This window comes from Streptomyces sp. NPDC001100 (assembly GCF_053598575.1).
This window is the reverse complement of record NZ_JBSFKO010000005.1, coordinates 135,766-160,885: the sequence shown is the minus strand read 5'-3', so window position 1 is coordinate 160,885 and position 25,120 is coordinate 135,766. Positions and strand designations below refer to the sequence as shown.

Genomic DNA, 25,120 nt, shown 5'->3' with positions numbered 1-25,120 from the left:
TCATGTCTCCTTCCGTGTCTCCTTGTTGGCGGTTGCCGCGTCCAGGAAGGCCGGCCGCTCCCCGCCGCCGTGGACGAGGAGGCTCGCGCCGCTGATGTACGCGGCGGCGGGAGAGGCGAGGAAGACCGCCGCCGCACCCACGTCGGCGGGGTCGGCGAGGCGGCCGAGCGGGACGGTGCGGGCGACGGCCGCGATGGCGTCCTCACCGCCGTAGTGCAGGTGGGCCGACTCCGTGCGGACCATGCCGACGACGAGGGTGTTGACCCGGATGTCCGGCGCCCACTCCACCGCCATCGTGCGGGCCAGGTTCTCCAGTCCGGCCTTGGCCGCCCCGTACGCCGCCGAACCGGGCGAGGGGCGGCTCCCGCTGACGCTGCCGATCATCACGACCGAGCCCCTGGCCCGCCTGAGGTGTTCGTGCGCGGCGAGGGAGGCGGTGAGCGGGGCGAGGAGGTTCAACTCGATGATCCGCGCGTGGCGTTCGGCCTCCGCGTCGACGAGTGGGCGGTACGGCGCGCCGCCCGCGTTGTTGACGAGGACGTCGAGCCGGGGCAGCGCCGCGAAGAACTCCCGCACGGCGTCCGGGTCCCGCAGGTCCAGGGGGCTGAACTCGGTTCCCTCGACCGGCACTTCGGCCGGTTTGCGCGCGCAGGTCAGCACATGGGCGCCGGCCTCGACGAAGGCGCGGGCGATACCGGCGCCGACGCCTCGGGTGCCGCCGGTGACGAGGACGGTACGGCCGTTCAACGGGCGGTCGGGCGAGTTGTCCACAGAGGGGTTGTCCACAGGGTGGTTGTCCACAGGCCCTCCCGCTCGGATTCCGCGGCTGCTAGCTTCGAAGCGTCACACCTAACAAATGTTTGGTGGAAAGGTAGCTGATGCGTCCATGGGTGTCTCCACCTCTTCCCCGGAAAACTCGTTCGCGGGCAAGGGGATCTCGGTCGTCACGGTCGACTACCCGCCGGTGAACGCGCTGCCGGTGGACGGCTGGTTCGCGCTGGCCGACGCCGTGCGCGCGGCGGGCCGCGACCCCGGCGTGCGCTGTGTGGTGCTGGCGGCCGAGGGGCGGGGCTTCAACGCGGGCGTGGACATCAAGGAGATACAGGCGCACGGGCAGTCGGCCCTGGTCGGGGTGAACCGGGGCTGTTTCGAGGCGTTCGCCGCGGTGTACGAGTGCGAGGTGCCCGTGGTGGCGGCCGTGCAGGGGTTCTGCCTGGGCGGAGGTATCGGTCTGGTCGGCAACGCGGATGTGATCGTGGCCAGCGAGGACGCCACCTTCGGGCTGCCCGAGCTGGACCGGGGCGCGCTGGGCGCCGCCACGCATCTGGCCCGGCTGGTTCCCCAGCATCTGATGCGCGCCCTGTACTACACCTCGCGCACGGCGACGGCGGCCGAGCTGCACGCGCACGGCTCGGTCTGGCGGGTCGTGCCACGCGCCGAACTGCTGCCGTCCGCCCTGGAGTTGGCGGCCGAGATAGCCGCCAAGGACGGCGAGCTGATCCGACTCGCCAAGTCCGCGATCAACGGCATCGACCCCGTCGACGTCCGCCGCAGCTACCGCTTCGAGCAGGGCTTCACCTTCGAGGCGAGCGTCAGCGGGGTGGCCGACCGGGTGCGCGACCGGTTCGGAGCCACCGGTACTGCCGGAAGGGAGGAGGCGTAGGTGACCGACAAGACGATGATCGCCGACGAGGTCGTCTCGCGGCTGACGAGCGGCATGACCCTGGGCATCGGCGGCTGGGGTTCCCGCCGCAAGCCGATGTCACTGGTCCGGGCGCTGTTACGGAGCGACATCGGCGATCTCACCCTGGTCTCGTACGGCGGCCCGGACGTCGGGATGCTGGTGGCGGCCGGCCGGGTGCGCAGGCTGGTGGCGCCCTTCGTCACCCTCGATTCCATCCCGCTCGAACCGCACTACCGGGCGGCGCGCGAGCGCGGGGAGTTCGAGCTGACGGAGGTCGACGAGGCCATGTTCATGTGGGGCCTGCACGCGGCGGCGAACCGGCTGCCGTTCCTGCCGGTGCGCGCGGGGATCGGTTCGGACGTCATGCGGGTCAACCCCGGCCTGCGGACGGTGACTTCGCCGTACGAGGACGGGGAGACGTTCGTGGCGATGCCCGCGCTGCGGCTGGACGCGGCCCTGGTGCACGTCAACCGGGCCGACCGGCTGGGCAACGGGCAGTATCTGGGCCCGGATCCGTACTTCGACGACCTGTTCTGCGAGGCGGCGGCAGCGGCCTATGTCTCCTGCGAACGGATCGTGGACACGGCCGAGTTGACGAAGGAGGCCCCGCCGCAGTCCCTGCTCGTCAAGCGGCTGCATGTCACCGGGGTCGTCGAGGCGCCCGGCGGCGCCCACTTCACGTCGTGCGCCCCCGACCACGGCAGGGACGAGGGCTTCCAGCGGCTTTACGCGACGACACCCTGGGCGGAGTTCTCCGAGCGCTTCCTCACCGGGGACGAGGCCGACTACCTGTCGGCGGTGCGCAGCTGGCAGGAGGAACAGGGGTGACGGAGGTACTGCGTTCCGAATACTGCGTGATCGCCTGTGCGGAGGCGTGGCGAGACGCCGGTGAGATCCTGGCCAGCCCCATGGGCCTGATCCCGTCCGTCGGCGCGCGGCTGGCCCGGCTCACCTTCGCGCCCGACCTGTTGCTGACCGACGGCGAGGCGATGATCGTCCGTCCGGACGGGACACCGGAAGGCTGGTTGCCGTACCGGCAGCACCTCGCCCTGGTGTCCGGCGGGCGCCGGCACGTGATGATGGGCGCGAGCCAGATCGACCGGTACGGCAACCAGAACATCTCGTGCGTCGGTGACTGGGCGCGCCCGAAGCGGCAGTTGCTCGGGGTGCGCGGGGCGCCGGTCAACACGCTGAACAATCCGACGAGTTACTGGATACCGCGGCACTCCCGGCGGGTGTTCGTGGAGAAGGTCGACATGGTGTGCGGGGTGGGCTACGACCGGGTCGCCGAGCATCCGGGGACGGCCCGCTTCCACCGCGTCCCCCGGGTCGTCTCCGACCTCGGTGTGTTCGACTTCGCGACCCCGGACCGCTCGATGCGGCTGGCCTCGCTGCATCCGGGGGTCACGGTGGAGCAGGTCAGGGAGGCGACCGGCTTCGAGCTGACGGTCCCGGACGAGGTGGAGCCGACCCGTGAACCCACTCCGGAGGAGCTGCGGTTGATCCGTGAGGTCATCGACCCGGCCGACACCCGCCGCAGGGAGGTGGCCGGCTGATGGAGACCGCGCTGACCCGGCTGGTCGGGGTGCGGCATCCGATCGTGCAGACGGGGATGGGCTGGGTGGCGGGCCCGCGGCTGGTGTCGGCCACGGCGAACGCGGGCGCGCTGGGGATCCTGGCCTCCGCGACCATGGACACCGACCGGCTCCGGGAAGCGGTCCGCGAGGTCAAGTCCCGTACGGGGGCGCCGTTCGGGGTGAATCTGCGGGCGGACGCGGCGGACGCGGGCGACCGGGTGCGGATCATGATCGAGGAGGGGGTGCGGGTCGCGTCCTTCGCGCTCGCGCCGTCCGCCGAGCTGATCGCCGAGCTGAAGGAGGCGGGTGTGGTCGTGATCCCGTCGATCGGGGCGCGGCGGCACGCGGAGAAGGTCGCGGCGTGGGGCGCGGACGCGGTGATCGTGCAGGGCGGGGAGGGCGGCGGCCACACCGGGGAGGTGGCGACGACGGTGCTGCTGCCGCAGGTGGTGGACGCGGTGGACATACCGGTGGTGGCGGCGGGCGGGTTCTTCGACGGGCGGGGTCTGGTCGCGGCGCTGGCCTACGGGGCGGCGGGCGTCGCCATGGGCACCCGATTCCTCCTCACCTCGGACTCCACGGTCCCGGACCCGGTGAAGGCGGCCTACCTGGCGGCGACGGTCAAGGACGTCACGGTCACACGGGCGGTGGACGGCCTGCCGCACCGCATGCTCCGCACGGAACTGGTCGACGCCCTGGAACACTCCGGCCGGGCGAGGACCCTGCTCCAGGCGATACGCCGGGCCGCCGGCTTCCGCCGCCTGTCCGGCCTGACCTGGCGGCGCATGATCCGCGACGGCCTCGCCATGAAACACGGCAAGGAGCTGACCTGGAGCCAGGTGCTGCTGGCCGCGAACACGCCGATGCTGCTCAAGGCGTCGATGGTGGACGGCCGTACGGACCTCGGGGTGATGGCGTCCGGGCAGGTCGCCGGGGTGATCGACGACCTGCCGTCGTGTGCGGAGCTGGTGGCACGGGTGATGAAGGAGGCGGAGGAGGTGTTGTGGACGCTGGTCAGGTCCGACTCCTGAACCACCCTTGAACCACCTTGCCCCCCTTGAACCACCTTGCCCCTCTTGAAGCCCCCGGCCCGGTCAGAGCCGTTCGATGATCGTCACGTTGGCCTGGCCGCCGCCCTCGCACATGGTCTGGAGGCCGAACCGACCGCCGGTGCGCTCCAGTTCGTGCAGGAGGGTGGTCATGAGTTTGACGCCGGTCGCGCCGAGGGGATGGCCGAGGGCTATCGCGCCGCCGTTGACGTTGACCTTCTCCGGGTCGGCGCCCGTCTCCTTCAGCCAGGCGAGGACGACGGGCGCGAAGGCCTCGTTGATCTCGACGAGGTCGATGGCGTCGATGGTCAGGCCGGTCTTCTTCAGGGCGTGGGCGGTGGCCGGGATGGGGGCGGACAGCATGCGGATCGGGTCCTCGCCGCGGACGGAGAGGTGGTGGACGCGGGCGCGGGGCGTCAACCCGTGTTCCCGCACCGCCCGTTCGGAGGCGAGCAGCATCGCCGCGGCGCCGTCGGAGACCTGGGAGGAGCAGGCGGCGGTGATGGTGCCGCCGTCGACGACCGGTTTCAGGCCGGCCATCTTCTCCAATGACGTGTCCCGGCGCGGCCCCTCGTCGACCGCGACCGCGCCGTAGGCCACCGTCTCCCGTTCGAAGCGGCCCTCGTCGATGGCGCGCAGGGCCCGCCGGTGCGAGCGGAGGGCGAACTCCTCCTGGTCCTGCCTGCTGATGCCCCACTTCGCGGCGATCATCTCGGCGCCGGCGAACTGGTTCACCGGCCGTGTCCCGTACCGGGCGCGCCAGCCCTCGCTGCCCACGAAGGGGCCGTCCGTAAGGCCGAGCGGTTCGGCGGCCTGGCGGGAGGCGAAGGCGATGGGGATCAGCGACATGTTCTGGACGCCACCGGCGACGACCAGGTCCTGGGTGCCGGACAGCACGCCCTGGGCCGCGAAGTGCACGGCCTGCTGCGAGGACCCGCACTGCCGGTCCACCGTCACACCCGGCACCTCCTCGGGCAGCCCGGCCGCCAGCCAGGCGGTCCGCGCGATGTCCCCGGCCTGCGGCCCCACCGCGTCCAGACACCCGAAGACGACGTCCTCCACGGCGGCGGGATCGATCCCCGAGCGCGCGACCAGCTCCGTGAGCACATGCGCCCCGAGGTCGGCCGGATGGACCCCGCTCAGCCCTCCCCCGCGCCTCCCGACGGGCGTACGGACCGCTTCGACGATATAGGCCTCGGCCATGCCAACTCCCCATACAGACGAGTGAGTTACGTGCGTACGGCGATCCCGTCCAGCACCATCGACAGGTACTGCCGGGCGATCTCCTCGGCGCTGTGCTGTCCGCCGGGCCGGTACCAGGACGCGGCGACCCACACCGTGTCCCGCACGAACCGGTAGGTGAGCCGGACGTCGAGGTCGGCCCGGAAGACCTTGGCGGCGACCCCGCGCTCCAGCGTGGACAGCCACGCCTTCTCGAACTTGCGCTGCGACTCGGCGAGGAACGCGAACCGCTCCTGCGCGACCAGTTGCTTGCTCTCCTTCTGGTAGATCGCGACGGCGGCGCGGTGCCGGTCGATCTCCCGGAACGACTCGGTGACCAGGGCCTCCAGGGTCTCGCGCGGCCCGAACTCGGCGTCCAGGACGGTGTCGTAGCCGCCCCAGAGCTCGTCGAGGAAGGTCCGCAGGATCTCCTCCAGCATCGATTCCTTGGAGTCGAAGTGGTAGTAGAGGCTGCCCGCGAGCATGCCCGCGTGGTCCGCGATCTTCCGTACGGTGGTGGCGTTGTAGCCCTGCTCCGCGAAGACCTCGGCCGCCGTGTCGAGGAGTTCACGACGGCGGGCCGGAGCGGCGGTCACCGGGGGTTTCTTCTTGGTCGGCACAGCACCATTGTCGTGCCCCTCGCGCGACCTCCTGCGCCGCTACGCATGCTGGCTGCTCACGGAGACGACCTCGCCCGTCATGTACGAGGAGTAGTCCGAGGCCAGGAACACGATCACGTTGGCCACCTCCCAGGGCTCGGCGTACCGCCCGAAGGCCTCGCGCGCGGTGAGGTCCGCGAGCAGTTCGGGGGTCGTCACCTTCACGAGGTGCGGGTGCATGGCGAGGCTCGGCGACACCGCGTTGACCCGCACCCCGTACTCGGCGGCCTCGATCGCGGCGCACCGGGTCAGCGCCATCACGCCCGCCTTGGCGGCCGCGTAGTGCGCCTGTCCGGCCTGGGCGCGCCAGCCGACGACGGAGGCGTTGTTGACGATCACTCCGCCACCGGTCCCGCGCATCGCGCGCAGCGCGGCCCGGGTGCAGCGGAAGGTGCCGTTCAACGTCACGTCCAGCACCTTCGACCACTGCTCGTCGGTCATGTCGACGAGGTCCGAAGTGCCGCCCAGGCCGGCGTTGTTGACGACGATGTCGAGGCGTCCGTGTGCGGCGACACCCGCGTCGAAGAGGGCCCGCACCTGAGCCTCCTCGGTGACATCGCAGGGCAGCGCGGCGACCGCGTCCGCGCCGAACTCCCCGGCCAGTTCGGCCTCGTACTCCTTCAGCCGCCGTGTGTGCGCGTCGCTGATCAGCACGCGGGCGCCCTCCTGGAGGAAACGGCGCGCGGTGGCCCCGCCGATGCCCGCGCCGGCGGCGGCGGTGACGACGGCGGTGCGCCCCTTCAGCAGCCCGTGCCCGGGGACGTATGCCGGACTCTCGACGCCTGTCATACGGCCACGCTAACCTACCAAACACTTGTTAGGGAAGGACGGTTGGCGATGGACCTCGACTTCACTCCCGCCGAGGAGGCGTTCCGCGCCGAGGCCCGCGCCTGGCTGCGCGCACATGTGCCGGCCACACCACTCCCCTCCCTGGAGACGGAGGAGGGCTTCGCCGCACACCGCGCCTGGGAGGCCCAACTCGCGGCGGAGCGTTGGTCGGTGGTGTCCTGGCCGGAGGAGCACGGCGGCCGGGGCGCGGACATCGTGCGGTGGCTGCTGTTCGAGGAGGAGTACTACGCGGCGGGCGCGCCGGGACGGGTCGGCCAGAACGGCATCAACCTGCTCGCACCGACCCTCTTCGACCACGGCACCCGGGATCAACGCGCGCGTGTGCTGCCGTCGATGGCGACGGGCGAGGTGGTGTGGGCGCAGGCGTGGTCGGAGCCCGAGGCGGGTTCGGACCTGGCCTCGCTGACCTCGCGGGCGGTGCGCACGGGTGGGGGCTGGCTGCTGAGCGGGCAGAAGACGTGGTCGTCGCGGGCGGCCTTCGCGGACCGCGCGTTCGGACTGTTCCGCAGTGAGCCGGACACCCCGAAGCCCCATCAGGGCCTGACCTACCTGATGTTCGACCTGCGCGCACCCGGCGTCACGGTCCGCCCGATCGGCCGCCTGGACGGCAAACCGGCCTTCGCGGAGCTGTTCCTGGACGAGGTGTTCGTGCCCGACGAGGACGTGATCGGGGAGCCGGGCCAGGGCTGGCGGGTCGCCATGTCGACGGCCGGCAACGAACGCGGCCTCACCCTCCGCTCCCCCGGCCGCTTCCTCGCCTCCGCCGACCGCCTCCTCAACCTCTGGCGGCAGCAGGGCAGTTCGGAGACACTGCGCGACCGGGTGGCCGACGCCGTGATCGGCGCCCGCGCCTACCAGCTCTTCACCTACGCGGGCGCCTCCCGTTTCCTGGACGGCGAGTCCATCGGCCCGGAGTCCAGCCTGAACAAGGTCTTCTGGTCGGAGTACGACATCGCCCTGCACGAGACCGCCCTCGAACTGCTCGGCCCGGAAGGCGAGTTGGCGGACTCCGACTGGGCGGAGGACTATGTCTTCTCCCTCGCGGGCCCCATCTACGCCGGCACGAACGAGATCCAGCGCGACATCATCGCCGAGCGCCTGCTCGGCCTGCCGAAGGGCCGCCGCTGATGCGCTTCCTCCTCGACCCCGAACAGCGGGCGTTCGCCGACTCGTTGAACGCGATGCTGACGGCCGCGGACACCCCGTCGGTCGTACGGTCCTGGAGCCGCGGCGAGCATATGAGCGGGCGGGCGCTGTGGCGCCGTGTCGCGGGGGCCGGGGTGTTCGCGCTGGCGGTGCCCGAGGCGTACGAGGGGCTCGGTCCCCGGCCGGTCGAACTCGCGGTGGCGTTCATGGAGTTGGGGCGGCACGCGGTACCGGGGCCACTGGTGGAGACGGTGATGGCGGCGGCGCTGCTGACCGAACCCGCCCCGGCCAAGCGCCTGTTGCCCGCGCTGGCGGCGGGCGGGGCGATGGCCACGGCGGCGCCGGCGGAATCGTACGCGCTGGACGGTGACGTGGCGACGGTCCGGCTGAGCTGGGATGCCGACGGGCTGCGACTGGCGCCCGGGCACGACGGACCGGTGCGCGCGTCCCTCGACCCCGCGCGCCGTCTCACCCGTCTGCTCCCGGGCGGTGAACTCCTCTCCCCGGAGCCGCCCTTGGCCCACGCCCTCACCTGGGCCCGGCTGGCCACCGCCGCCCAGGCACTGGGTGTCGGCCTCGCGCTGCTCGACAGGACCGTCGCGTACGTAAAGCAGCGGACCCAGTTCGGGGTCCCCGTCGGCTCGTTCCAGGCCGTGAAGCATCGACTGGCCGATGCGAAGATCGCGTTGGAGTTCGCACGTCCGCTGGTCTTCGGCGCGGCACTCACCATGACGGAGCCGGACGTGGCCGCCGCGAAGGTCGCCGCGTGCGAGGCGGCGTACGCGACGGCCCGGACGGCGCTTCAGCTGCACGGCGCGATCGGCTACACGGCGGAGTACGACCTGTCGCTGTGGCTGACCAAGGCCCGTGCCCTGCGCGCGAGTTGGGGCGACCCGGGCGAGTGCCGGGCCGCCGTGCTCAAGGGACTCGGCAGCCTCGACGGTGCCGACGGCCTCAGTGGTGATGATCGCCGCTGGTGAGCTCCTTGTACTCCTCCACCGTCGGCTTCGCGATCCGCGTCTCCGGTCCGAACATCGCCTTGGCGAGCCGGGCCCGCACCCGCTGCCCGCCCTTGACCTGCCGCCGCACGCCGTTCGCGTCGACGAGCGGGCCGATCTCGTAGGGCGGTTCCTGTTCGTGCTGGGTGAGCCTGAACAGCTCGTCCTGCCCGAGGGGTTCGTGGACCTCGACGTACTCGCCGTGCGGCAGCATCTTGATGAGGCCGGACTCGCGACCGTGCAACACCTTGTCCCGGTCCCGGCGTTGGAGCCCCATGCAGACGCGCTTGGTGACGAGGAAGGCGACCACCGGCATCACGAAGAACGAGACCCGCACGAACCAGGTGATCGCGTTGATCGAGAGGTTGAGATGGGTGGCGACCACGTCGTTGCCGCCGCCGATCAGCAGCACGCCGTACAGGCTCAGCCAGGCCACGCCGAGTCCGGTGCGCACGGGCATGTTGCGCGGGCGGTCCAGGATGTGGTGTTCGCGTCTGTCGCCGGTGATCCAGGCCTCGACGAAGGGGTAGGCGCCGATGGCGGCGAGGATCAGCGGGAAGAGCGTGAAGGGGATGAAGACGCCCAACTCCAGTGTGTGGCCCCAGGCGTTGATCTCCCATCCCGGCATCACGCGGACGAGTCCCTCGGAGAAGCCGAGATACCAGTCGGGCTGGGCGCCGGTCGTCACCAGGTCGGGCCGGTAGGGCCCGAAGGCCCACACGGGGTTGATGCTGGCGATGCCGCCCATGATGGCGAGCACCCCGAAGACGAGGAAGAAGAAGCCGCCCGCCTTGGCCATGTAGACGGGCAGGAAGGGCATGCCGACCACGCTCTTCTGGTCCCGTCCGGGCCCGGGGTACTGCGTGTGCTTGTGGTAGAAGACCAGGATCAGATGCGCGACCACCAGGCCCAGCATGATCCCCGGCAGCAGCAGGACATGGACGGGGAAGAGCCGCGGGATGATGTCGTGCCCCGGGAACTCCCCGCCGAACAGGAACATCGACATGTACGTCCCGACGATGGGCATGGACAGGATCGCGCCATCGGCGAAGCGGATGCCGGTGCCGGACAGCAGGTCGTCGGGGAGCGAGTAGCCGGTCAGCCCGGTGATGATGCCGAGGAACAACAGGGTCCAGCCGAACACCCAGTTGGGCTCGCGCGGCTTGCGGTAGGCGCCGGTGAAGAACACCCGCATCATGTGGATCAGCATGCCCGCGATGAAGACGACGGCCGCCCAGTGGTGGATCTGCCGGATCAGCAGCCCGCCGCGCACGTCGAAGCTGATGTCGAGCGTGGACTCGAACGCCCGGGTCATCGGGATGCCGTTCAGCGGCGTGTACGAGCCGTGGTAGATGACCTCGACACCGCTCGGCTCGAAGAACAGCGTGAGATAGACGCCCGTGAGGATCAGGATGATGAAGCTGTAGAGGCAGATCTCACCCAGCATGAAGGACCAGTGGTCCGGGAAGACCTTGCGCATATTGGCCTTGGCCAGCGCGTACAGCCCGAGCCGTCCGTCCGCCCAGTCGGCGAGCTTCTCCCCCTTGCCGGCCTCGCCCGGCCGTCCGCCGCCCGCCGTACCGTTCACCGTTCGCGCGCCGTCCATACGTTCGCCGCCTCCCCGTCCGGATCACCCCACAGGGTGTCACGGGGGCCGGGCTAAGCCAACGGTGCGTCAGCAGGCAATGACAGTCCGATCACGGCGGCACGCCCCCGCGCGTGCAGTACGGCCTCCTCGTCGCCCAACTGCACGGCGTCGTACGGCCCGAGGGTCACCCCGGCCACCTCCGCGACCCCGTCCAGCGCCACCACCAGCGCGCCCGCGCACACCCGCAGCCGCCCCCGGACGACGGCGACCGTGGGAGCCGTAGCACCCGCGCCTCGCCGCCACATGACGTTGAGGTTGACGACCGGGCCGTCCAGCAACCGACAGCCGGTCGGCACATCGCCCCTGAAGTCCCGTGGTACGTAACGGGTGTTGACGAGCTGCCGCTCGCCCCCGACGGTGAGGTCCATGCCCGCCCCCTCGACGACGGTCAGCGTCCGGTCGACGTCGGGAAAGGCGGAGAACGGCCCGTCCGCGCCGACCTCGGCGAGGCTCACCCGCCACGCGAAGTCGTCCATGCCCGAGCCCTCGGGCCGGGCGGCGATCTCCCGCGTCACACCGCCACCGTTCTTCCAGGGCAAGGCGGTTCGGGCCGAGGCGGGCAGGAGACGGGTCACTGGACTCACTGGACGATCCCCCGCTCACGTGCCGTCGACAGCCACTGCGGGAACTCGCCCACGAGCCGGTCGTAGAGCTCCGCGTCGGACATCATCAGCGGATCCGAACCGGCGTGGAAGAAGCCCGCGTTGTCGACGGCACGCTTCTGCGGCACCGCCAACTCGTCGAGCTTGCGCAGGAATTCGAACTGCTTGCTCTTCGCGTCGCCGAAGCCGACGAACTGCCAGAACATCGGCAGCTTCGCGGCCTTGCACACATACCGTTCCGCGGCGAGCTTGTTGATCGGGCCACCGTCGGTCTGGAAGACCACGAGGGCGGGATCCTTGGAGCCGCTGTCGAGGTAGTGGTCGATGACGGCGTCCATGGCGAGGTGATAGCTCGTCTTGCCCATGTGCCCGAGTCCGGCCACGATCCGCTCGATCCGCCCCTGATGGCTGTCGAGGGCGATGTCCGTGACGGCGTCGACGTCGGTCGAGAAGAAGACGACCGGCACGGTCCCGTCGTCGTCCAGGTGCGCGGACAGCCCCAACACCCGGTCGGCGAGCGCCTGCACGCTGCCGTCCTTGTAGTACGGCTTCATGGAACCCGAGTAGTCGACCACCAGGTAGACGGCCGCCCGCTGCCCGTCCAGCCCGTGCTTGCGGAGTGAGACCCCGGCGCTCTTGTACAGGCTGACCAGCGCGGGCGCGGTCTCCTCGACCTTGCTGAGCGAGATCGCGGCCACAGGACTCCCTTCGGATCACGGCGAAAGGACGAGATTACGCCACGCGGGTCCGGCAGTCCCAATGTCCCCCCAACCCCCGGAATAAGGGACGTAACCGCCCCTACTCTGGCCCCATGAAACGCGCCGGCGTCCTGATCCTCGCCGCCGTACCCATCGTCCTCCTCGCGGCGACGGCCTACGGCTCCTCATCCACCGCCCACGACGACCCGCGGCCCGCGCGCCCGGCCGCCGCGGCCCAACGCAGAGCACCCGAGGGACTGGCCGCGCCGGCCATGAAGAACCTCGCGCAGGAGCTGGTGGCCAGCGCCGAGAACTCGACGCTCAACTGGCGCAGCGCGTACGGATATGTGCAGGACATCGGAGACGGCCAGGGCTACACCGCGGGCATCATCGGCTTCTGCACCGGCACCCACGACCTGCTCGTCCTGGTCGAGAAGTACACCGCCGCCCACCCCGACAACGGCCTCGCCCGCTACCTCCCCGCGCTGCGCAGGGTCGACGGCACGGACTCCCACCAGGGCCTGGACCCCGGCTTCCCGGCCGCCTGGCGCGCCGAGGCGAAGGTGCCCGCCTTCCAGGCGGCACAGGACGGGGAACGCGACCGCATCTACTTCGACCCGGCGGTCGCCACCGCCAAACGAGACGGCCTGGGCCCGCTCGGGCAGTTCATCTACTACGACGCGATCGTCTTCCACGGCCCGGGCACGGACGGCTTCTACGGCATCCGGGAGCGCGCGATGCAGCGGGTCAAACCCCCTGCCGAAGGCGGCGACGAGAAGGCCTACCTGAGCGCCTTCCTCGACGTCCGCCGCGCCGCGATGCGGGCCAAGCGCCCCGGGATCGACACCTCCCGCGTCGACACGGCCCAGCGGAAGTTCCTGGAGGAGGGGAACCTGACGCTGCGGACGCCGTTGGTGTGGAAGGTGTACGGGGAGACGTACCGGGTGCCGTAGCGGTGGACCCGGACGCGCCGCGGCGCCTGCCGGTCCGGTCGGGGACTGAGCAGGCGCCGCGCTCTGTTCCGCACCCCATTGTGCGGGACGTCTTTTGAGGGGATTCCCCCTCGATTTTCCAGGTGCCGTCAGACCATGAGCGAGCGGTCCGTCGGGCGGATCGGGGCCGGGAGTTCGCTGGCGCCCGTGAGGAAGCGGTCGACGCCGCGGGCGGCCGAGCGGCCCTCCGCGATCGCCCAGACGATGAGGGACTGGCCGCGGCCCGCGTCACCGGCGACGAAGACGCCGGGGACGTTGGTCTGGAAGTCGGCGTCGCGGGCGATGTTGCCGCGCTCGTCGAGGTCCAGGGCGAACTGGTCGACCAGGCCGTTCTCGCGGTCGGTGCCGGTGAATCCCATGGCCAGGGTGACCAGTTGGGCGGGGATCTTGCGCTCCGTGCCCGGCTTCTGGGTCAGCTTGCCCTCGACGAACTCGACCTCGACGAGGTGCAGCCACTGGACGTTGCCGTCCTCGTCGCCCTCGAAGTGGGTGGTGTTGACGGAGTAGACCCGCTCACCGCCCTCCTCGTGCGCGGAGGTCACCTTGTAGAGCATCGGGAAGGTCGGCCACGGCTGGGAGATCGGGTTCCGCTCGTCGCCCGGGCGGGGCATGATCTCCAACTGCGTGACGGAGGCGGCCCCTTGGCGGTGCGCCGTACCCACGCAGTCCGCGCCGGTGTCGCCGCCGCCGATCACGACGACGTGCTTGCCCGCGGCCGAGACCGGGGCGGTGACGTAGTCGCCCTCCTGCACCTTGTTCGACAGGGGCAGGTACTCCATGGCCTGGTAGACACCGGTCAACTCCCGCCCGGGGACGGGGAGGTCACGCGCGGTGGTGGCACCGGCGGCGATGACGACGGCGTCGTAGCGCTTGCGCAGGTCGGTGGCCTTGAGGTCGCGGCCGATCTCGACGCCCGTACGGAAGCGGGTGCCCTCCGCGCGCATCTGCTCGATACGGCGGTTGATGTGCCGCTTCTCCATCTTGAACTCGGGGATGCCGTAGCGCAGGAGGCCGCCGATGCGGTCCGCGCGCTCGTACACCGCGACCGTGTGGCCGGCCCGGGTCAGCTGCTGGGCGGCGGCGAGGCCCGCCGGGCCCGAGCCGACGACCGCGACGGTCTTGCCGGAGAGGCGCTCCGGGGCCTGCGGGGCGACGTCGCCCGTCTCCCAGGCCTTGTCGATGATGGAGACCTCGACGTTCTTGATGGTGACCGGCGGCTGGTTGATGCCCAGCACGCACGCCGCCTCGCAGGGAGCCGGGCACAACCGCCCGGTGAACTCGGGGAAGTTGTTCGTCGCGTGCAGGCGCTCGGAGGCGGCCGTCCAGTCGCCGCGGTAGGCGTAGTCGTTCCACTCGGGGATCAGGTTCCCCAGCGGACAGCCGTTGTGACAGAACGGGATGCCGCAGTCCATGCAGCGGCCGGCCTGCTTGCCGATGATCGGGAGCAGCGAACCGGGGACGTAGACCTCGTTCCAGTCCTTCAACCGGACGTCCACGGGACGGGACTTGGCGACCTCGCGCCCGTGGTTCAGGAAGCCCTTCGGGTCAGCCATTGATCGCCGCCTCCATCATCTTCTCGGTGATCTCGGTCTCGGAGAGACCCGCTCGCTCGGCGGCGTCCTTGGCGGCGAGCACTGCCTTGTATGCGCTGGGGATGATCTTGCTGAAGCGGTCCACGGAGACGGCCCACTCGGCGAGCAGCTTCTCGGCGACCGTCGAGGCGGTCTCCTCGGCGTGGCGGCGCACCACGTCGTGCAGCCACTGCTTGTCGTCCTCGTCCAACTCCTCGACGGCGCCCGCGTTTCCGACGTTCACGTTGTCGGGGTCGAGGTCGATGACGTAGGCGATGCCGCCGGACATGCCCGCCGCGAAGTTGCGGCCGGTCTCGCCGAGCACGACCGCCCGGCCGCCGGTCATGTACTCGCAGCCGTGGTCGCCCACGCCCTCGGAGACCACCGTGGCACCGGAGTTGCGGACACAGAACCGCTCACCGGTCCGGCCGCGCAGGAACAGCTCGCCGCCGGTCGCGCCGTAGGCGATGGTGTTGCCCGCGATGGTGGAGAACTCGGCGAGGTGGTCGGCGCCCCGGTCGGGGCGGACGATCACCCGGCCGCCCGAAAGGCCCTTGCCGACGTAGTCGTTGGCGTCGCCCTCCAGGCGCAGCGTGACACCGCGCGGGAGGAAGGCACCGAAGGACTGGCCCGCGCTGCCCGTGAAGGTGATGTCGATGGTGTCGTCGGGCAGACCCGCCCCGCCGAACTTCTTCGTCACCTCGTGGCCGAGCATCGTGCCGACCGTGCGGTTGATGTTGCGGATCGCGACCTGGGCGCGGACCGGCTGGGCGTCGGTCGCGCTGGACGCGGCCAGCGCGTCGGCGGCGAGCTTGATCAGCTCGTTGTCGAGCGCCTTCTCCAGGCCGTGGTCCTGCTCGATGACCTGGTGGAGGGCGGCGCCCTCCGGGAGTTCGGGCACGTAGAAGAGGGGGGCGAGGTCGAGGCCCTGCGCCTTCCAGTGGTCCACCGCACGCTCGACGTCGAGCGTGCCGGCCTGGCCGACAGCTTCCTCGATGGTGCGGAAGCCCAGCTCGGCGAGGATCTCGCGGACCTCTTCGGCGATGAACTGGAAGAAGTTCACGACGTATTCGGCCTTGCCGGCGAACCGGTCGCGCAGCACCGGGTTCTGCGTGGCGATGCCGACCGGGCAGGTGTCCAGGTGGCAGACGCGCATCATGACGCAGCCGGAGACGACGAGCGGCGCGGTCGCGAAACCGAACTCCTCGGCGCCGAGCAGCGCGGCGATGACCACGTCACGGCCGGTCTTCAGCTGGCCGTCGGTCTGGACGACGATCCGGTCCCGCAGGCCATTCAGAAGAAGCGTCTGCTGGGTCTCGGCGAGGCCCAACTCCCAAGGTCCACCAGCGTGCTTGAGGGACGTCAGCGGGGACGCGCCCGTACCGCCGTCGTGGCCGGAGATGAGGACGACGTCCGCGTGCGCCTTCGACACACCCGCGGCGACCGTGCCGACGCCGACCTCCGAGACCAGCTTGACGTGGATCCGCGCCTGCGGGTTCGCGTTCTTGAGGTCGTGGATCAGCTGGGCGAGGTCTTCGATGGAGTAGATGTCGTGGTGCGGCGGCGGGGAGATCAGACCGACACCGGGGGTCGAGTGACGCGTCTTCGCGACCCACGGGTAGACCTTGTGGCCGGGCAGCTGGCCGCCCTCGCCGGGCTTGGCGCCCTGGGCCATCTTGATCTGGATGTCGTCCGCGTTGACCAGGTACTCGGAGGTGACGCCGAAGCGGCCGGAGGCGACCTGCTTGATGGCGCTGCGCCGGGCCGGGTCGTAGAGCCGGTCGGCGTCCTCGCCGCCCTCACCGGTGTTGGACTTTCCGCCCAGCTGGTTCATGGCGATGGCGAGCGTCTCGTGCGCCTCCAGGGAGATGGAGCCGTACGACATGGCGCCGGTGGAGAAGCGCTTGACGATCTCGGAGACGGGCTCGACCTCGTCGATGGGGATCGAGGGGCGGTCCGACTTGAAGCCGAAGAGTCCGCGCAGGGTCATCAGCCGCTCGGACTGCTCGTTCACGCGGTCCGTGTACTTCTTGAAGATGTCGTAGCGGTTGGTGCGCGTCGAGTGCTGGAGGCGGAAGACCGTCTCCGGGTCGAACAGGTGCGGCTCGCCCTCGCGGCGCCACTGGTACTCGCCGCCTATGTCGAGGGCGCGGTGCGCGGGCGCGATGCCGGAGGCGGGGTACGCCTTCGCGTGCCGGGCGGCGACCTCCTTGGCGATGACGTCGATGCCGACGCCGCCGATCTTGGTGGCCGTACCGCTGAAGTAGGCGTTGACGAACTGCTCGTCGAGGCCGACCGCTTCGAAGACCTGGGCGCCACGGTAGGAGGCGACCGTCGAGATGCCCATCTTGGACATGACCTTGAGGACGCCCTTGCCGAGCGCGTAGATCAGGTTCCGGATGGCCTGCTCGGCCTCGATGTCGGTGAGGAACGTGCCCGCGCGGACGAGGTCCTCGACGGACTCCATCGCCAGGTACGGGTTGACGGCCGCGGCGCCGAAGCCGATGAGCAGGGCGACGTGGTGGACCTCGCGCACGTCACCGGCCTCGACCAGCAGGCCCACCTGGGTGCGCTGCTTGGTGCGGATGAGGTGGTGGTGGACGGCGGCGGTGAGCAGCAGCGAGGGGATCGGCGCGTGCTCGGCGTCGGAGTGCCGGTCCGAGAGGACGATCAGGCGGGCGCCGTTCTCGATCGCGGCGTCGGCCTCGGTGCAGATCTCGGCGAGGCGGGCGGCGAGGGCGTCGCCGCCGCCGGAGACCCGGTAGAGGCCGGAGAGGGTCGCGGCCTTCATGCCGGGCATGTCGCCGTCGGCGTTGATGTGGATGAGCTTGGCCAGCTCGTCGTTGTCGATCACCGGGAAGGGCAGGGTGACGCTACGACAGGATGCGGCCGTCGGCTCCAGCAGGTTGCTCGCGGGACCGAGGGACGAGCGCAGCGAGGTCACGAGCTCCTCGCGGATCGCGTCCAGCGGCGGGTTGGTGACCTGCGCGAACAGCTGGGTGAAGTAGTCGAAGAGCAGGCGCGGGCGTGCCGACAGCGCGGCGATCGGCGAGTCGGTGCCCATCGAACCGATCGGCTCGGCACCGGCCTTGGCCATCGGCGCGAGGATGACGCGCAGCTCCTCCTCGGTGTAACCGAAGGTCTGCTGGCGGCGGGTGACCGAGGCGTGCGTGTGCACGATGTGCTCGCGCTCGGGCAGGTCGGACAGCTCGATCTCGCCGGCTTCGAGCCAGTCGGCGTACGGCTTCTCGGCGGCGAGGCCGGCCTTGATCTCGTCGTCCTCGATGATGCGGTGCTCGGCGGTGTCCACGAGGAACATGCGGCCGGGCTGGAGGCGGCCCTTGCGGACGACCTTCGCGGGGTCGATGTCGAGGACGCCGACCTCGGAGCCGAGGACGACGAGGCCCTCGTCGGTGACCCAGTAGCGGCCGGGGCGCAGGCCGTTGCGGTCGAGGACCGCGCCGACCTGGGTGCCGTCGGTGAAGGTGACGCAGGCCGGGCCGTCCCAGGGTTCCATCATCGTGGCGTGGAACTGGTAGAAGGCGCGGCGGGCCGGGTCCATGGAGTCGTGGTTCTCCCACGCCTCCGGGATCATCATCAGCACGGAGTGCGGCAGCGACCGCCCACCGAGGTGGAGCAGTTCCAGCACCTCGTCGAAGGACGCGGAGTCGGAGGCCTCGGGCGTGCAGATCGGGAAGATCCGGTCGATCTTGTCCTGGTCGCCGAAGAGGTCGGAGGCGATCTGGGACTCGCGGGCCGCCATCCAGTTGCGGTTGCCCTTGACCGTGTTGATCTCGCCGTTGTGCGCGACGAAGCGGTACGGGTGGGCGAGCGGCCACGACGGGAACGTGTTGGTGGAGAACCTGGAGTGCACGAGCGAGATCGCGGAGGCGAAGCGTCGGTCGGACAGGTCCGGGAAGAAGGGCTCCAGCTGACCGGTGGTGAGCATGCCCTTGTAGACGATGGTCCGCGCGGAGAGCGAGGGGAAGTAGACGCCGGCCTCGCGCTCGGCGCGCTTGCGCAGCGCGAAGGCCTTGCGGTCGAGGTCGATGCCCTGGGTCTCGCCGTCGCTCACGAAGACCTGCCGGAAGAGCGGCATGGTGGAGCGGGCGGTGGCACCGAGGAGTTCGGGCGCGGTCGGAACCTCGCGCCAGCCGAGGACCGTGAGGCCCTCTTCGGCGGCGACCGTCTCGATCTGTGAGACGGCGGCGTCCGCGCCGTCCGGGGGCAGGAAGGCGATGCCGACCGCGTATCCACCGGCGGCGGGCAGATCGAATCCGGCCACCTCACGGAAGAAGGCGTCCGGCACCTGGGACAGGATGCCCGCGCCGTCGCCTGAGTCGGGCTCGGCACCCGTCGCACCGCGGTGCTCCAGGTTGCGCAGCACCGTGAGCGCCTGCTCGACCAGCGCATGGCTCGCCTCGCCGGTGAGGGTGGCCACGAAGCCGACGCCACAGGCGTCGTGCTCGTTGCGGGGGTCGTACATACCCTGCGCGGCAGGGCGAGCATCCATGAAGGACCACTTCTGGCCATTCGTGGGCTGCTGGGACGGCTGGCGCGGCGTACGCATCGGCTCTCCCGTCGTCGTCGTGGCATATGCGTGTGCATAGGGACGACGCTGGCCCTCTGCGAAGTGAGTGCAAAATTTCGTGCAGGTTACATGATGGAGCGGTTCTCGGGAACCGGATACTCCGTTCCAACATGCGGACGCCGCGGGGTGGCGGCGATGCACCGCACGTGCGGTGAAGGTTAAGGGGACCAAAGCGGACAGATCGATGTCCGTCGGTCCAGGGCAGAGGGAGCGTCGTCGCCCATCCCGCGGGTGCGCCGCGAGCGTCATTGCCCACAGCGCTTACGGCTCATGCCCAGTGGTTAAGCGTTCGAAACCAGCGAGTAACGGCTACTTATGCAGACCTCCGCATAAGTGCGCGTCGAGCTATCCTACGACCGTTCCGAACAGGGTGCCCAGGGCGTAGGTCACACCGGCCGCCGCACCACCCAGCGCGAGCTGCCGCAGCCCGCTGAACCACCAGGTCCGCGCGGTCACCCGGGCCACCACCGCACCACAGCCGAACAGCCCGATCAGCGCGAGCAGCAGCGCCGGCCACAGGGCGGTCGCGCCGAGCAGGAACGGCAGTACGGGAAGCAGCGCACCCAGCGCGAACGACCCGAAGGACGACACGGCGGCGACGAGCGGCGAGGGCAGGTCCCCGGGGTCGATCCCCAGCTCCTCGCGGGCGTGTATCTCCAGCGCCTGCTCGGGATCGCGCGACAGCTGCCGGGCGACTTCACGGGCCAGCCCGGCCTCGACCCCGCGGCTCTCGTAGAGGGCGGCGAGCTCGCTCTCCTCGTCCTCCGGGTGCTTGCGCAACTCCCGGCGCTCGACGTCGAGTTCGGCCTCGACCAGCTCACGCTGGGAGGCGACGGAGGTGTACTCGCCGGCCGCCATCGAGAAGGCACCGGCGGCGAGCCCGGCCAGCCCGGTGATGACGACGGTCTGATGACTGACGGCACCGCCGACGACACCGGTCATCAGCGCGAGGTTGGAGACGAGACCGTCCATCGCACCGAACACCGCGGGGCGCAGCCAGCCGCCGTTCACGTCGCGGTGGGTGTGGTTGTCGCGGTGCGCCTCGTGGAGCGTCGCCTCGGTCTCGATGATGGCCATGCGGTGATCCCCCAGGGGCTAAGGTAAGGCTAAGTTTAGACAAGTTCTACTCTTTGATAACGCCGAACATACGCTTTTCATTTCGCATCCACCAGCAAGGAAAGGCTGGGCTAACCAGCACGTTTACCCTCGAACGCTCATCCGAGCCACTGACCCTTCAAATGTCGACCGGGTGATGCTCCGCTCCGTCAGGCTCTGCCGAAGGCCTCCCGTGGGAGACATCCGCAAAGGGTTCCGCGCCCCGAGGCGCTCTGAGGGAACCCCGTAGGGAGAGGCCGCGTATGGCATCGATCGCCTGCATTCCCCCGGTCCCGGCGCCCAAGAACGCCACCGAACTCCGCGAACGGGCACGCGGCGCACTGCTCGGCCTGGCGGTCGGGGACGCCCTCGGCGCACCGGCGGAGAACATGAAACCCTCCGAGATCCGCGCCCGCTGGGGCCGCATCGAGGGATACGTGGCGGAGAACCCGGCGGGCACTGACGACACCGAGTACGCGATCTTCTCCGGCCTGCTCCTGGCCCGCCACGGTTCGGCCCTCACCCCCTCCCATGTGGAGGCGGCCTGGCACGAGTGGATCGCGGACCGGGACGAGGGCCCGTTCCGGGGCGCGGGCTTCAGCGAACGCGGCACCCTCGAAAACCTCCGCCGGGGCCTCGCCGCCCCCATCTCCGCCCAGCACCGCCACGCCTGGAGCGACGGTCTGGCCATGCGGGCGGCCCCCTTCGGCGTCTTCGCGGCGGGCCGCCCCGCCGAGGCGGCCCGCCTGGTCGCGATCGACGGTTCGGTGAGCCACGACGGCGAGGGCATCTACGGCGGCCAGGCGGTCGCGGCGGGTGTGGCGGCGGCGATGGCGGGCGCCCCCACGATCGCGGTGGTCGCATCAGCCCTGGCCGTGGTCCCGGACGACTCCTGGACGGCCCGCTCGCTGCGCCGCGCGGTGGCGGTCGCCCACCGCGGCGAACGCGCGGTCCGCTCCGCGGTCGTCATCGGCGGCTACCCCTGGACCGACCTCGCCCCCGAGGCGGTCGCCCTCGCCTTCGGCGCGTACGCGGCGGCGGACGGCGACTTCGTGGACTCCGTCCTCACGGCGGTCAACATGGGCCGCGACGCGGATACGACGGCGGCGGTGGCGGGAGCGCTGGCGGGAGCGACGCGAGGCGCGTCCGCGATCCCTTTGGACTGGGCATCGGCGATCGGCCCGGCCCGCGGCAGCTGCCTGCCGGCGATGGCGGGCCATCACGTCCTGGACATCGCGGAGTTGCTGGTGCCGGGGGAGGACACCAAGTGGGGTGGCGCGGTGCGACGCGATCAGAGGGAGGGCACCGGGGAGCGCGGCACGGCGGGACGCGATCAGAGGGAGGACGAGTACCTGCTGGCGTCGGACGAGGACGAGGTGCAGGCATGACAACAGCCAACGGCGACGGACTCGCCACCGGGGACGCGGACACCGCGCAGTGTCCGCTGGGAGCGGGAGCGGAGGCCGAGGCGGGAACGAGAGCGAAGGCGGGAACGGAGCTGAGAGCGGAAGCGGAGGCGGAGGCAGAGGCAGAGGCAGAGGCGCGAGCGGAAGCGGCTGAGGACGGTTGCGCACCGGTGGGGCCGCCCGCGCCCGACACGGTTCGGCGCACACACCGCGAACCCCCGGCCGGGCAAGGCGAATCCGCCCCGGTGGGGCCACCTTCACCCGGCACCGCTCACCTCACACACCTGGCCGTCGCACCCACCGAAGGCGAATCCGCCCCACTGGGGCCACCCCCACCCCACACCGTTCGCCCCACACACCTCACCACCCCCCACAAACCCGCACCCGCCAGCGGCGATCACTCCCCACAAGGGCACCCCACGCCCGACAACGAAACCCGCACCCCCCACCCCCCACCCCACAAACCCGCACCCGCCAACGGCGATCACGCCCCACAAGGGCCACCCGCACCCGACGACGAAAGTCGCACGGGCGGTGCGGGTGGGAGAACAAAAGCCGATGGCGGAGCCGAGGTGTGTCGGATCGAGGGGCTGCTGCTCGGGCTCGCCGCAGGGGATGCCGCCGGCTGGCCCGCCGCGAGGCACCGCGCTGCCAGGATGCCGGAGTGGACTCGCCGCCTCACCCGCGAGCTGGACACCTTCGCCGAACAGAACGCGACCACGACACTCCCCGTCCCCATCGCCCTCAACCAACCCCCCGAGCCGCTCCGCCTGGGCCCCTCCGACGACGCCGAGTGGGCAGCGTTCGCCGCAGAAGCCGTACTGCGAGCCGGCGACGACACAGCCCTCGGCGACCTCAGCAGAGAACGCCGGACGCGCGCTTCCATCGACCTCAGCTGGAACGCCGTAGCCAGCGAAGTCGCCGCCGCAGCGGACCGCGCCCCCGAGGTCGAGTCCGCCGTACTCCCCCTCCGCGCCCGCATCTCCGTCCGAGCCGGCCTCGGCAACCTCGCCGCCGGCCTCCGCCCACCCGCCACCGGCCACGACAACCCCCACTACTTCGACGACGCGGCCTGCGTCAGGGCATGCGTACTGGCGGTGGCGCACCCCGGCGACCCCCAACGCGCCGCCGCCCTCGCCGAGTTCGACGCCCGCTACACCCAGGACGGCGACGGAGTCCACGGCGCCAGGGCCATGGCGGCGGCCCTCGCCCTCGCACTCGTCGGCGCGGACGTGGACGAGTGCGTCGCGGCCGCCCTCGCCGAACTCCCCGAAGCCACCGAGATCGGCCGCAACGCCCGCCACGCCTTGAAGTTGGCCCGGGACAGTGACAACGCGTTCGCCCTGATCCCCCTCCTGGAACACCAGATCGTGGACCATGTCTACAGCTACGGCATCGCCGCCGCCGAGACCGTCCCGGTCGCCCTCGCCCTCGCCACCGCGTCCCGCGGCCGTATCGCGGAAGCGGTCCCCGCCGCGGCCTGCCTCTCCCGTGTCGCGGACTCCGCACCCGCCCTCGCGGGCGCCCTGACCGGCGCGTTGAGCGGCGGACGGGCGATCCCGTCCAGCTGGCGGAACGCCTGCCGTACCCTCTCCGGCTGCGCCCTCCCCCGCCTCACCGGCACCGACCTCGTAGAACTCGCCGAACTCCTGGAAGCCACACAACCGCCCCCACCAGGAGGATGATTCGGTGCATGACGCCCAAAGAACCAGAAAGCAGCCTTGACGAGAAGATCACCGGAGCCCTCGTCGGTGCCGCGGTCGGCGACGCCCTCGGCGGTCCCGTCGAGGGCTACTCCCCCGACCAGATCCTGGAGCGCCACGGCGGTCGCGTCCACGGTGTCGTCGGCCCCTGGAACGGCGACGCGTGGCGCACCGCCCGCCCCATCGCGCCGTACCACAAGGGCGACGGCCACGTCACCGACGACACCTTGATGACCCACGCTCTGGTACGGGTCTACGCGTCCGTCCGCGACCACCTCGACGCCTACTCCGTCGCCGACCACCTCGTCCCCGACCTGATGACGAACCCGCGCTGGATCCCGGAGTTGGAGGCGGAGGCCATCCCGCTCCAGCGCGTCTTCCTCGCCGAGAAGTGGCTCGCGACCCGTCTCCACTACGGCCATGTCGACCCCCGTGAGGCCGGCACCGGCAACATCGTCAACTGCGGTGCCGCGATGTACATGGCGCCGGTCGGCCTGGTCAACGCGGCCCATCCGGCGGGTGCTTACGCGGAGGCCATCGACATCGCGGGCGCACACCAGTCGTCGTACGGCCGTGAGGCGGCCGGTGTCTTCGCGGCGGCCGTCGCCGCGGCCTGCGTACCGGGCGCCACCCCCGACTCGGTGGTGACCGCCTGCCTCGCCCTGGCGAAGGACGGCACCCGCACCGCCATCGAGAAGGTCTGCGAAGTGGCCGCCCGTCACTCGGACTTCGAGTCGGCGCTGGCTCCGCTGCGGGAGGCGATCGCACCGTACGACACAGTGGGCCCCGTCTACCGCTCCCCCTCCCTGGACGCCCGCCGCCCCTCCCGCACCAAGGCGATCGAGGAACTCCCCATCGCCCTGGGCATGGTGGTGGTCTCCGGCGGCGACTACCGCCACGCGGTGCTGGGTTCGGTGAACTACGGCCGGGACTGCGACTCGATCGCGACGATGGCGGGCGCGGTGGCCGGCGCGCTCGGTTCGCCCGTTCCGCGGGACTGGTCGAAGACGGTCGCCGAGGCCAGCCGCCTGGACCTCTGGGAACCGGCGGCGACCCTCACCACCGTCGCCCGTGAGGTCTTCGAGCACGACGTCCGCCGACGCCGGGCCCACGAGGCCGCGTTCACCGAGATCGGAGGGCTCCGGTGCTCCGACTGACCTGGGTCCAGCCGGAGGACCTGCTCGGCCACGAACTGCGCCAGGCCGTCCAGGACGGACGCGAACCGTCGGCGATCGCCGCGCGCTGGCGGGCGGCGGGCGGAGCGGAGGCGCCGGCCCGGGCGGGAGCGTCGGACCGACCCGCCTCCCGCTACCTCCGGTTGCTCGCGGAGGATCTGCTGGACGAACTGGCCGACCTGCCCAGCCGGTTGGCGGACCAGGAGCCGACGGACCTGGCGAGGATCAGGGCCCTGTGCCCCAACTGGCCCGCCCCGCAGGCCACTTCCCCACCCCGCCCGGCCACCCTGCAGGCCGCCTGGCTGGGCCGCGCCGTCGGCTGCCTCCTCGGCAAACCCGTCGAGAAGCTCCCCCTCGACGGCATCCGCCAACTCGCCCGAGCCACCGGCAACTGGCCCCTGAACGCCTACTTCACCGCCCGGGGCGTCCCCGCCGAACTCCTCGCCGCCCACCCCT

Annotated in this window: 21 protein-coding genes; 11 read left to right on the top strand and 10 right to left on the bottom strand. The window is 71.0% G+C overall.

Annotated features, from left to right (window positions below):
* Complete coding sequence (locus ACWDEW_RS09020) at window positions 1–747, bottom strand: SDR family oxidoreductase (RefSeq protein WP_450511383.1); 747 nt, start codon at window positions 745–747, stop codon at window positions 1–3.
* A gap of 139 nt (window positions 748–886) precedes the next feature.
* Between ACWDEW_RS09020 and ACWDEW_RS09015 the strand changes: the two genes are divergently transcribed.
* From ACWDEW_RS09015 to ACWDEW_RS09000, 4 genes are read left to right on the top strand one after another with little or no spacing between them, the layout of a single operon-like run.
* On the top strand, window positions 887–1,663 hold the full coding sequence (locus tag ACWDEW_RS09015; RefSeq protein ID WP_450511000.1) for an enoyl-CoA hydratase family protein: 777 nt from the start codon (window positions 887–889) through the stop codon (window positions 1,661–1,663).
* Window positions 1,664–2,512 (top strand): CoA transferase subunit A, encoded by an 849-nt coding sequence (locus ACWDEW_RS09010; protein ID WP_450510999.1) that lies wholly within the window; start codon window positions 1,664–1,666, stop codon window positions 2,510–2,512.
* Window positions 2,509–3,240 (top strand): CoA-transferase subunit beta, encoded by a 732-nt coding sequence (locus tag ACWDEW_RS09005; RefSeq protein WP_450510996.1) that lies wholly within the window; start codon window positions 2,509–2,511, stop codon window positions 3,238–3,240. Before ACWDEW_RS09010 ends, ACWDEW_RS09005 begins: the two co-directional genes overlap by 4 nt.
* Window positions 3,240–4,292, top strand: coding sequence for an NAD(P)H-dependent flavin oxidoreductase (locus tag ACWDEW_RS09000; RefSeq protein WP_450510994.1), 1,053 nt, complete (start codon window positions 3,240–3,242; stop codon window positions 4,290–4,292). The genes ACWDEW_RS09005 and ACWDEW_RS09000 overlap by 1 nt, the downstream gene beginning before the upstream one ends.
* 63 nt (window positions 4,293–4,355) lie before the next feature.
* Here the strand turns inward: ACWDEW_RS09000 and ACWDEW_RS08995 are convergent, their stop codons facing one another.
* Genes ACWDEW_RS08995 through ACWDEW_RS08985 form a run of 3 tightly spaced genes read right to left on the bottom strand, consistent with a single transcriptional unit; the run spans window position 4,356 to window position 6,979 of the window.
* Complete coding sequence (locus tag ACWDEW_RS08995) at window positions 4,356–5,513, bottom strand: acetyl-CoA C-acetyltransferase (protein WP_450510992.1); 1,158 nt, start codon at window positions 5,511–5,513, stop codon at window positions 4,356–4,358.
* Window positions 5,514–5,539: 26 nt separating this feature from the next.
* Window positions 5,540–6,151: a TetR/AcrR family transcriptional regulator gene (locus tag ACWDEW_RS08990; protein WP_019067685.1), complete on the bottom strand. Its 612-nt coding sequence runs from the start codon at window positions 6,149–6,151 to the stop codon at window positions 5,540–5,542.
* 39 nt (window positions 6,152–6,190) lie between these two features.
* Entirely contained in the window at window positions 6,191–6,979 is a 789-nt protein-coding gene (locus ACWDEW_RS08985) for an SDR family oxidoreductase (protein ID WP_450510990.1), read from the bottom strand.
* A gap of 48 nt (window positions 6,980–7,027) precedes the next feature.
* Here ACWDEW_RS08985 and ACWDEW_RS08980 point away from each other — a divergent pair, with 48 nt between their 5' ends.
* Both ACWDEW_RS08980 and ACWDEW_RS08975 read left to right on the top strand, forming a co-directional pair.
* Window positions 7,028–8,167, top strand: a complete 1,140-nt coding sequence (locus ACWDEW_RS08980) for an acyl-CoA dehydrogenase family protein (protein ID WP_450510988.1) — start codon at window positions 7,028–7,030, stop codon at window positions 8,165–8,167.
* Window positions 8,167–9,165, top strand: coding sequence for an acyl-CoA dehydrogenase family protein (locus ACWDEW_RS08975; protein ID WP_450510986.1), 999 nt, complete (start codon window positions 8,167–8,169; stop codon window positions 9,163–9,165). The genes ACWDEW_RS08980 and ACWDEW_RS08975 overlap by 1 nt, the downstream gene beginning before the upstream one ends.
* Here ACWDEW_RS08975 and qcrB read toward each other — a convergent pair.
* The 3 genes from qcrB to ACWDEW_RS08960 are packed head-to-tail and all read right to left on the bottom strand — an operon-like array spanning window position 9,140 to window position 12,131.
* Window positions 9,140–10,789, bottom strand: coding sequence for a cytochrome bc1 complex cytochrome b subunit (gene qcrB / locus ACWDEW_RS08970; protein ID WP_450510984.1), 1,650 nt, complete (start codon window positions 10,787–10,789; stop codon window positions 9,140–9,142). The genes ACWDEW_RS08975 and qcrB overlap by 26 nt on opposite strands.
* Before the next feature lie 53 nt (window positions 10,790–10,842).
* Window positions 10,843–11,406: a HutD/Ves family protein gene (locus tag ACWDEW_RS08965; RefSeq protein WP_450510982.1), complete on the bottom strand. Its 564-nt coding sequence runs from the start codon at window positions 11,404–11,406 to the stop codon at window positions 10,843–10,845.
* A gap of 5 nt (window positions 11,407–11,411) precedes the next feature.
* Window positions 11,412–12,131, bottom strand: coding sequence for a vWA domain-containing protein (locus ACWDEW_RS08960; protein WP_450510980.1), 720 nt, complete (start codon window positions 12,129–12,131; stop codon window positions 11,412–11,414).
* 113 nt (window positions 12,132–12,244) lie between these two features.
* Between ACWDEW_RS08960 and ACWDEW_RS08955 the strand changes: the two genes are divergently transcribed.
* Window positions 12,245–13,084 (top strand): chitosanase, encoded by an 840-nt coding sequence (locus tag ACWDEW_RS08955; protein WP_450510978.1) that lies wholly within the window; start codon window positions 12,245–12,247, stop codon window positions 13,082–13,084.
* Between the two features lie 128 nt (window positions 13,085–13,212).
* Here ACWDEW_RS08955 and ACWDEW_RS08950 read toward each other — a convergent pair whose 3' ends face one another.
* The 3 genes from ACWDEW_RS08950 to ACWDEW_RS08940 all read right to left on the bottom strand — a co-directional run bounded on the left by ACWDEW_RS08950 (window position 13,213) and on the right by ACWDEW_RS08940 (window position 20,362).
* The gene (locus ACWDEW_RS08950; RefSeq protein WP_450510976.1) at window positions 13,213–14,676 is read right to left on the bottom strand and encodes a glutamate synthase subunit beta; all 1,464 of its coding nucleotides are present in this window, start codon (window positions 14,674–14,676) and stop codon (window positions 13,213–13,215) included.
* Entirely contained in the window at window positions 14,669–19,264 is a 4,596-nt protein-coding gene (gltB, locus tag ACWDEW_RS08945; protein WP_450510974.1) for a glutamate synthase large subunit, read from the bottom strand. The genes ACWDEW_RS08950 and gltB overlap by 8 nt, the downstream gene beginning before the upstream one ends.
* A gap of 366 nt (window positions 19,265–19,630) precedes the next feature.
* Window positions 19,631–20,362, bottom strand: coding sequence for a VIT1/CCC1 transporter family protein (locus ACWDEW_RS08940; RefSeq protein WP_450510973.1), 732 nt, complete (start codon window positions 20,360–20,362; stop codon window positions 19,631–19,633).
* Between the two features lie 281 nt (window positions 20,363–20,643).
* Between ACWDEW_RS08940 and ACWDEW_RS08935 the strand changes: the two genes are divergently transcribed.
* From ACWDEW_RS08935 to ACWDEW_RS08920, 4 genes are all read left to right on the top strand, one after another.
* Window positions 20,644–21,768, top strand: a complete 1,125-nt coding sequence (locus ACWDEW_RS08935) for an ADP-ribosylglycohydrolase family protein (protein ID WP_450510971.1) — start codon at window positions 20,644–20,646, stop codon at window positions 21,766–21,768.
* A gap of 188 nt (window positions 21,769–21,956) precedes the next feature.
* Window positions 21,957–23,471 (top strand): ADP-ribosylglycohydrolase family protein, encoded by a 1,515-nt coding sequence (locus ACWDEW_RS08930; protein ID WP_450511381.1) that lies wholly within the window; start codon window positions 21,957–21,959, stop codon window positions 23,469–23,471.
* An 8-nt stretch (window positions 23,472–23,479) separates the two neighbouring features.
* Window positions 23,480–24,646 carry an ADP-ribosylglycohydrolase family protein gene (locus ACWDEW_RS08925; RefSeq protein WP_450510969.1) on the top strand — a complete coding sequence of 389 codons (1,167 nt, stop codon included), beginning with the start codon at window positions 23,480–23,482 and terminating at the stop codon, window positions 24,644–24,646.
* Window positions 24,634–25,120 (top strand): ADP-ribosylglycohydrolase family protein (locus ACWDEW_RS08920; protein WP_450510967.1); only part of this gene is annotated, 487 nt, incomplete at its 3' end. The genes ACWDEW_RS08925 and ACWDEW_RS08920, both read left to right, overlap by 13 nt.

Coding starts and splice junctions, on each gene's coding strand:
- ACWDEW_RS09015 (WP_450511000.1), top strand. CDS start 887: ATGGGTGTCTCCACCTCTTCCCCGGAAAACTCGTTCGCGGGCAAGGGG.
- ACWDEW_RS09000 (WP_450510994.1), top strand. CDS start 3,240: ATGGAGACCGCGCTGACCCGGCTGGTCGGGGTGCGGCATCCGATCGTG.
- ACWDEW_RS08995 (WP_450510992.1), bottom strand. CDS start 5,513: ATGGCCGAGGCCTATATCGTCGAAGCGGTCCGTACGCCCGTCGGGAGG.
- ACWDEW_RS08985 (WP_450510990.1), bottom strand. CDS start 6,979: ATGACAGGCGTCGAGAGTCCGGCATACGTCCCCGGGCACGGGCTGCTG.
- ACWDEW_RS08980 (WP_450510988.1), top strand. CDS start 7,028: ATGGACCTCGACTTCACTCCCGCCGAGGAGGCGTTCCGCGCCGAGGCC.
- ACWDEW_RS08975 (WP_450510986.1), top strand. CDS start 8,167: ATGCGCTTCCTCCTCGACCCCGAACAGCGGGCGTTCGCCGACTCGTTG.
- qcrB (WP_450510984.1), bottom strand. CDS start 10,789: ATGGACGGCGCGCGAACGGTGAACGGTACGGCGGGCGGCGGACGGCCG.
- ACWDEW_RS08955 (WP_450510978.1), top strand. CDS start 12,245: ATGAAACGCGCCGGCGTCCTGATCCTCGCCGCCGTACCCATCGTCCTC.
- ACWDEW_RS08950 (WP_450510976.1), bottom strand. CDS start 14,676: ATGGCTGACCCGAAGGGCTTCCTGAACCACGGGCGCGAGGTCGCCAAG.
- gltB (WP_450510974.1), bottom strand. CDS start 19,264: ATGCGTACGCCGCGCCAGCCGTCCCAGCAGCCCACGAATGGCCAGAAG.
- ACWDEW_RS08940 (WP_450510973.1), bottom strand. CDS start 20,362: ATGGCCATCATCGAGACCGAGGCGACGCTCCACGAGGCGCACCGCGAC.
- ACWDEW_RS08935 (WP_450510971.1), top strand. CDS start 20,644: ATGGCATCGATCGCCTGCATTCCCCCGGTCCCGGCGCCCAAGAACGCC.
- ACWDEW_RS08925 (WP_450510969.1), top strand. CDS start 23,480: ATGACGCCCAAAGAACCAGAAAGCAGCCTTGACGAGAAGATCACCGGA.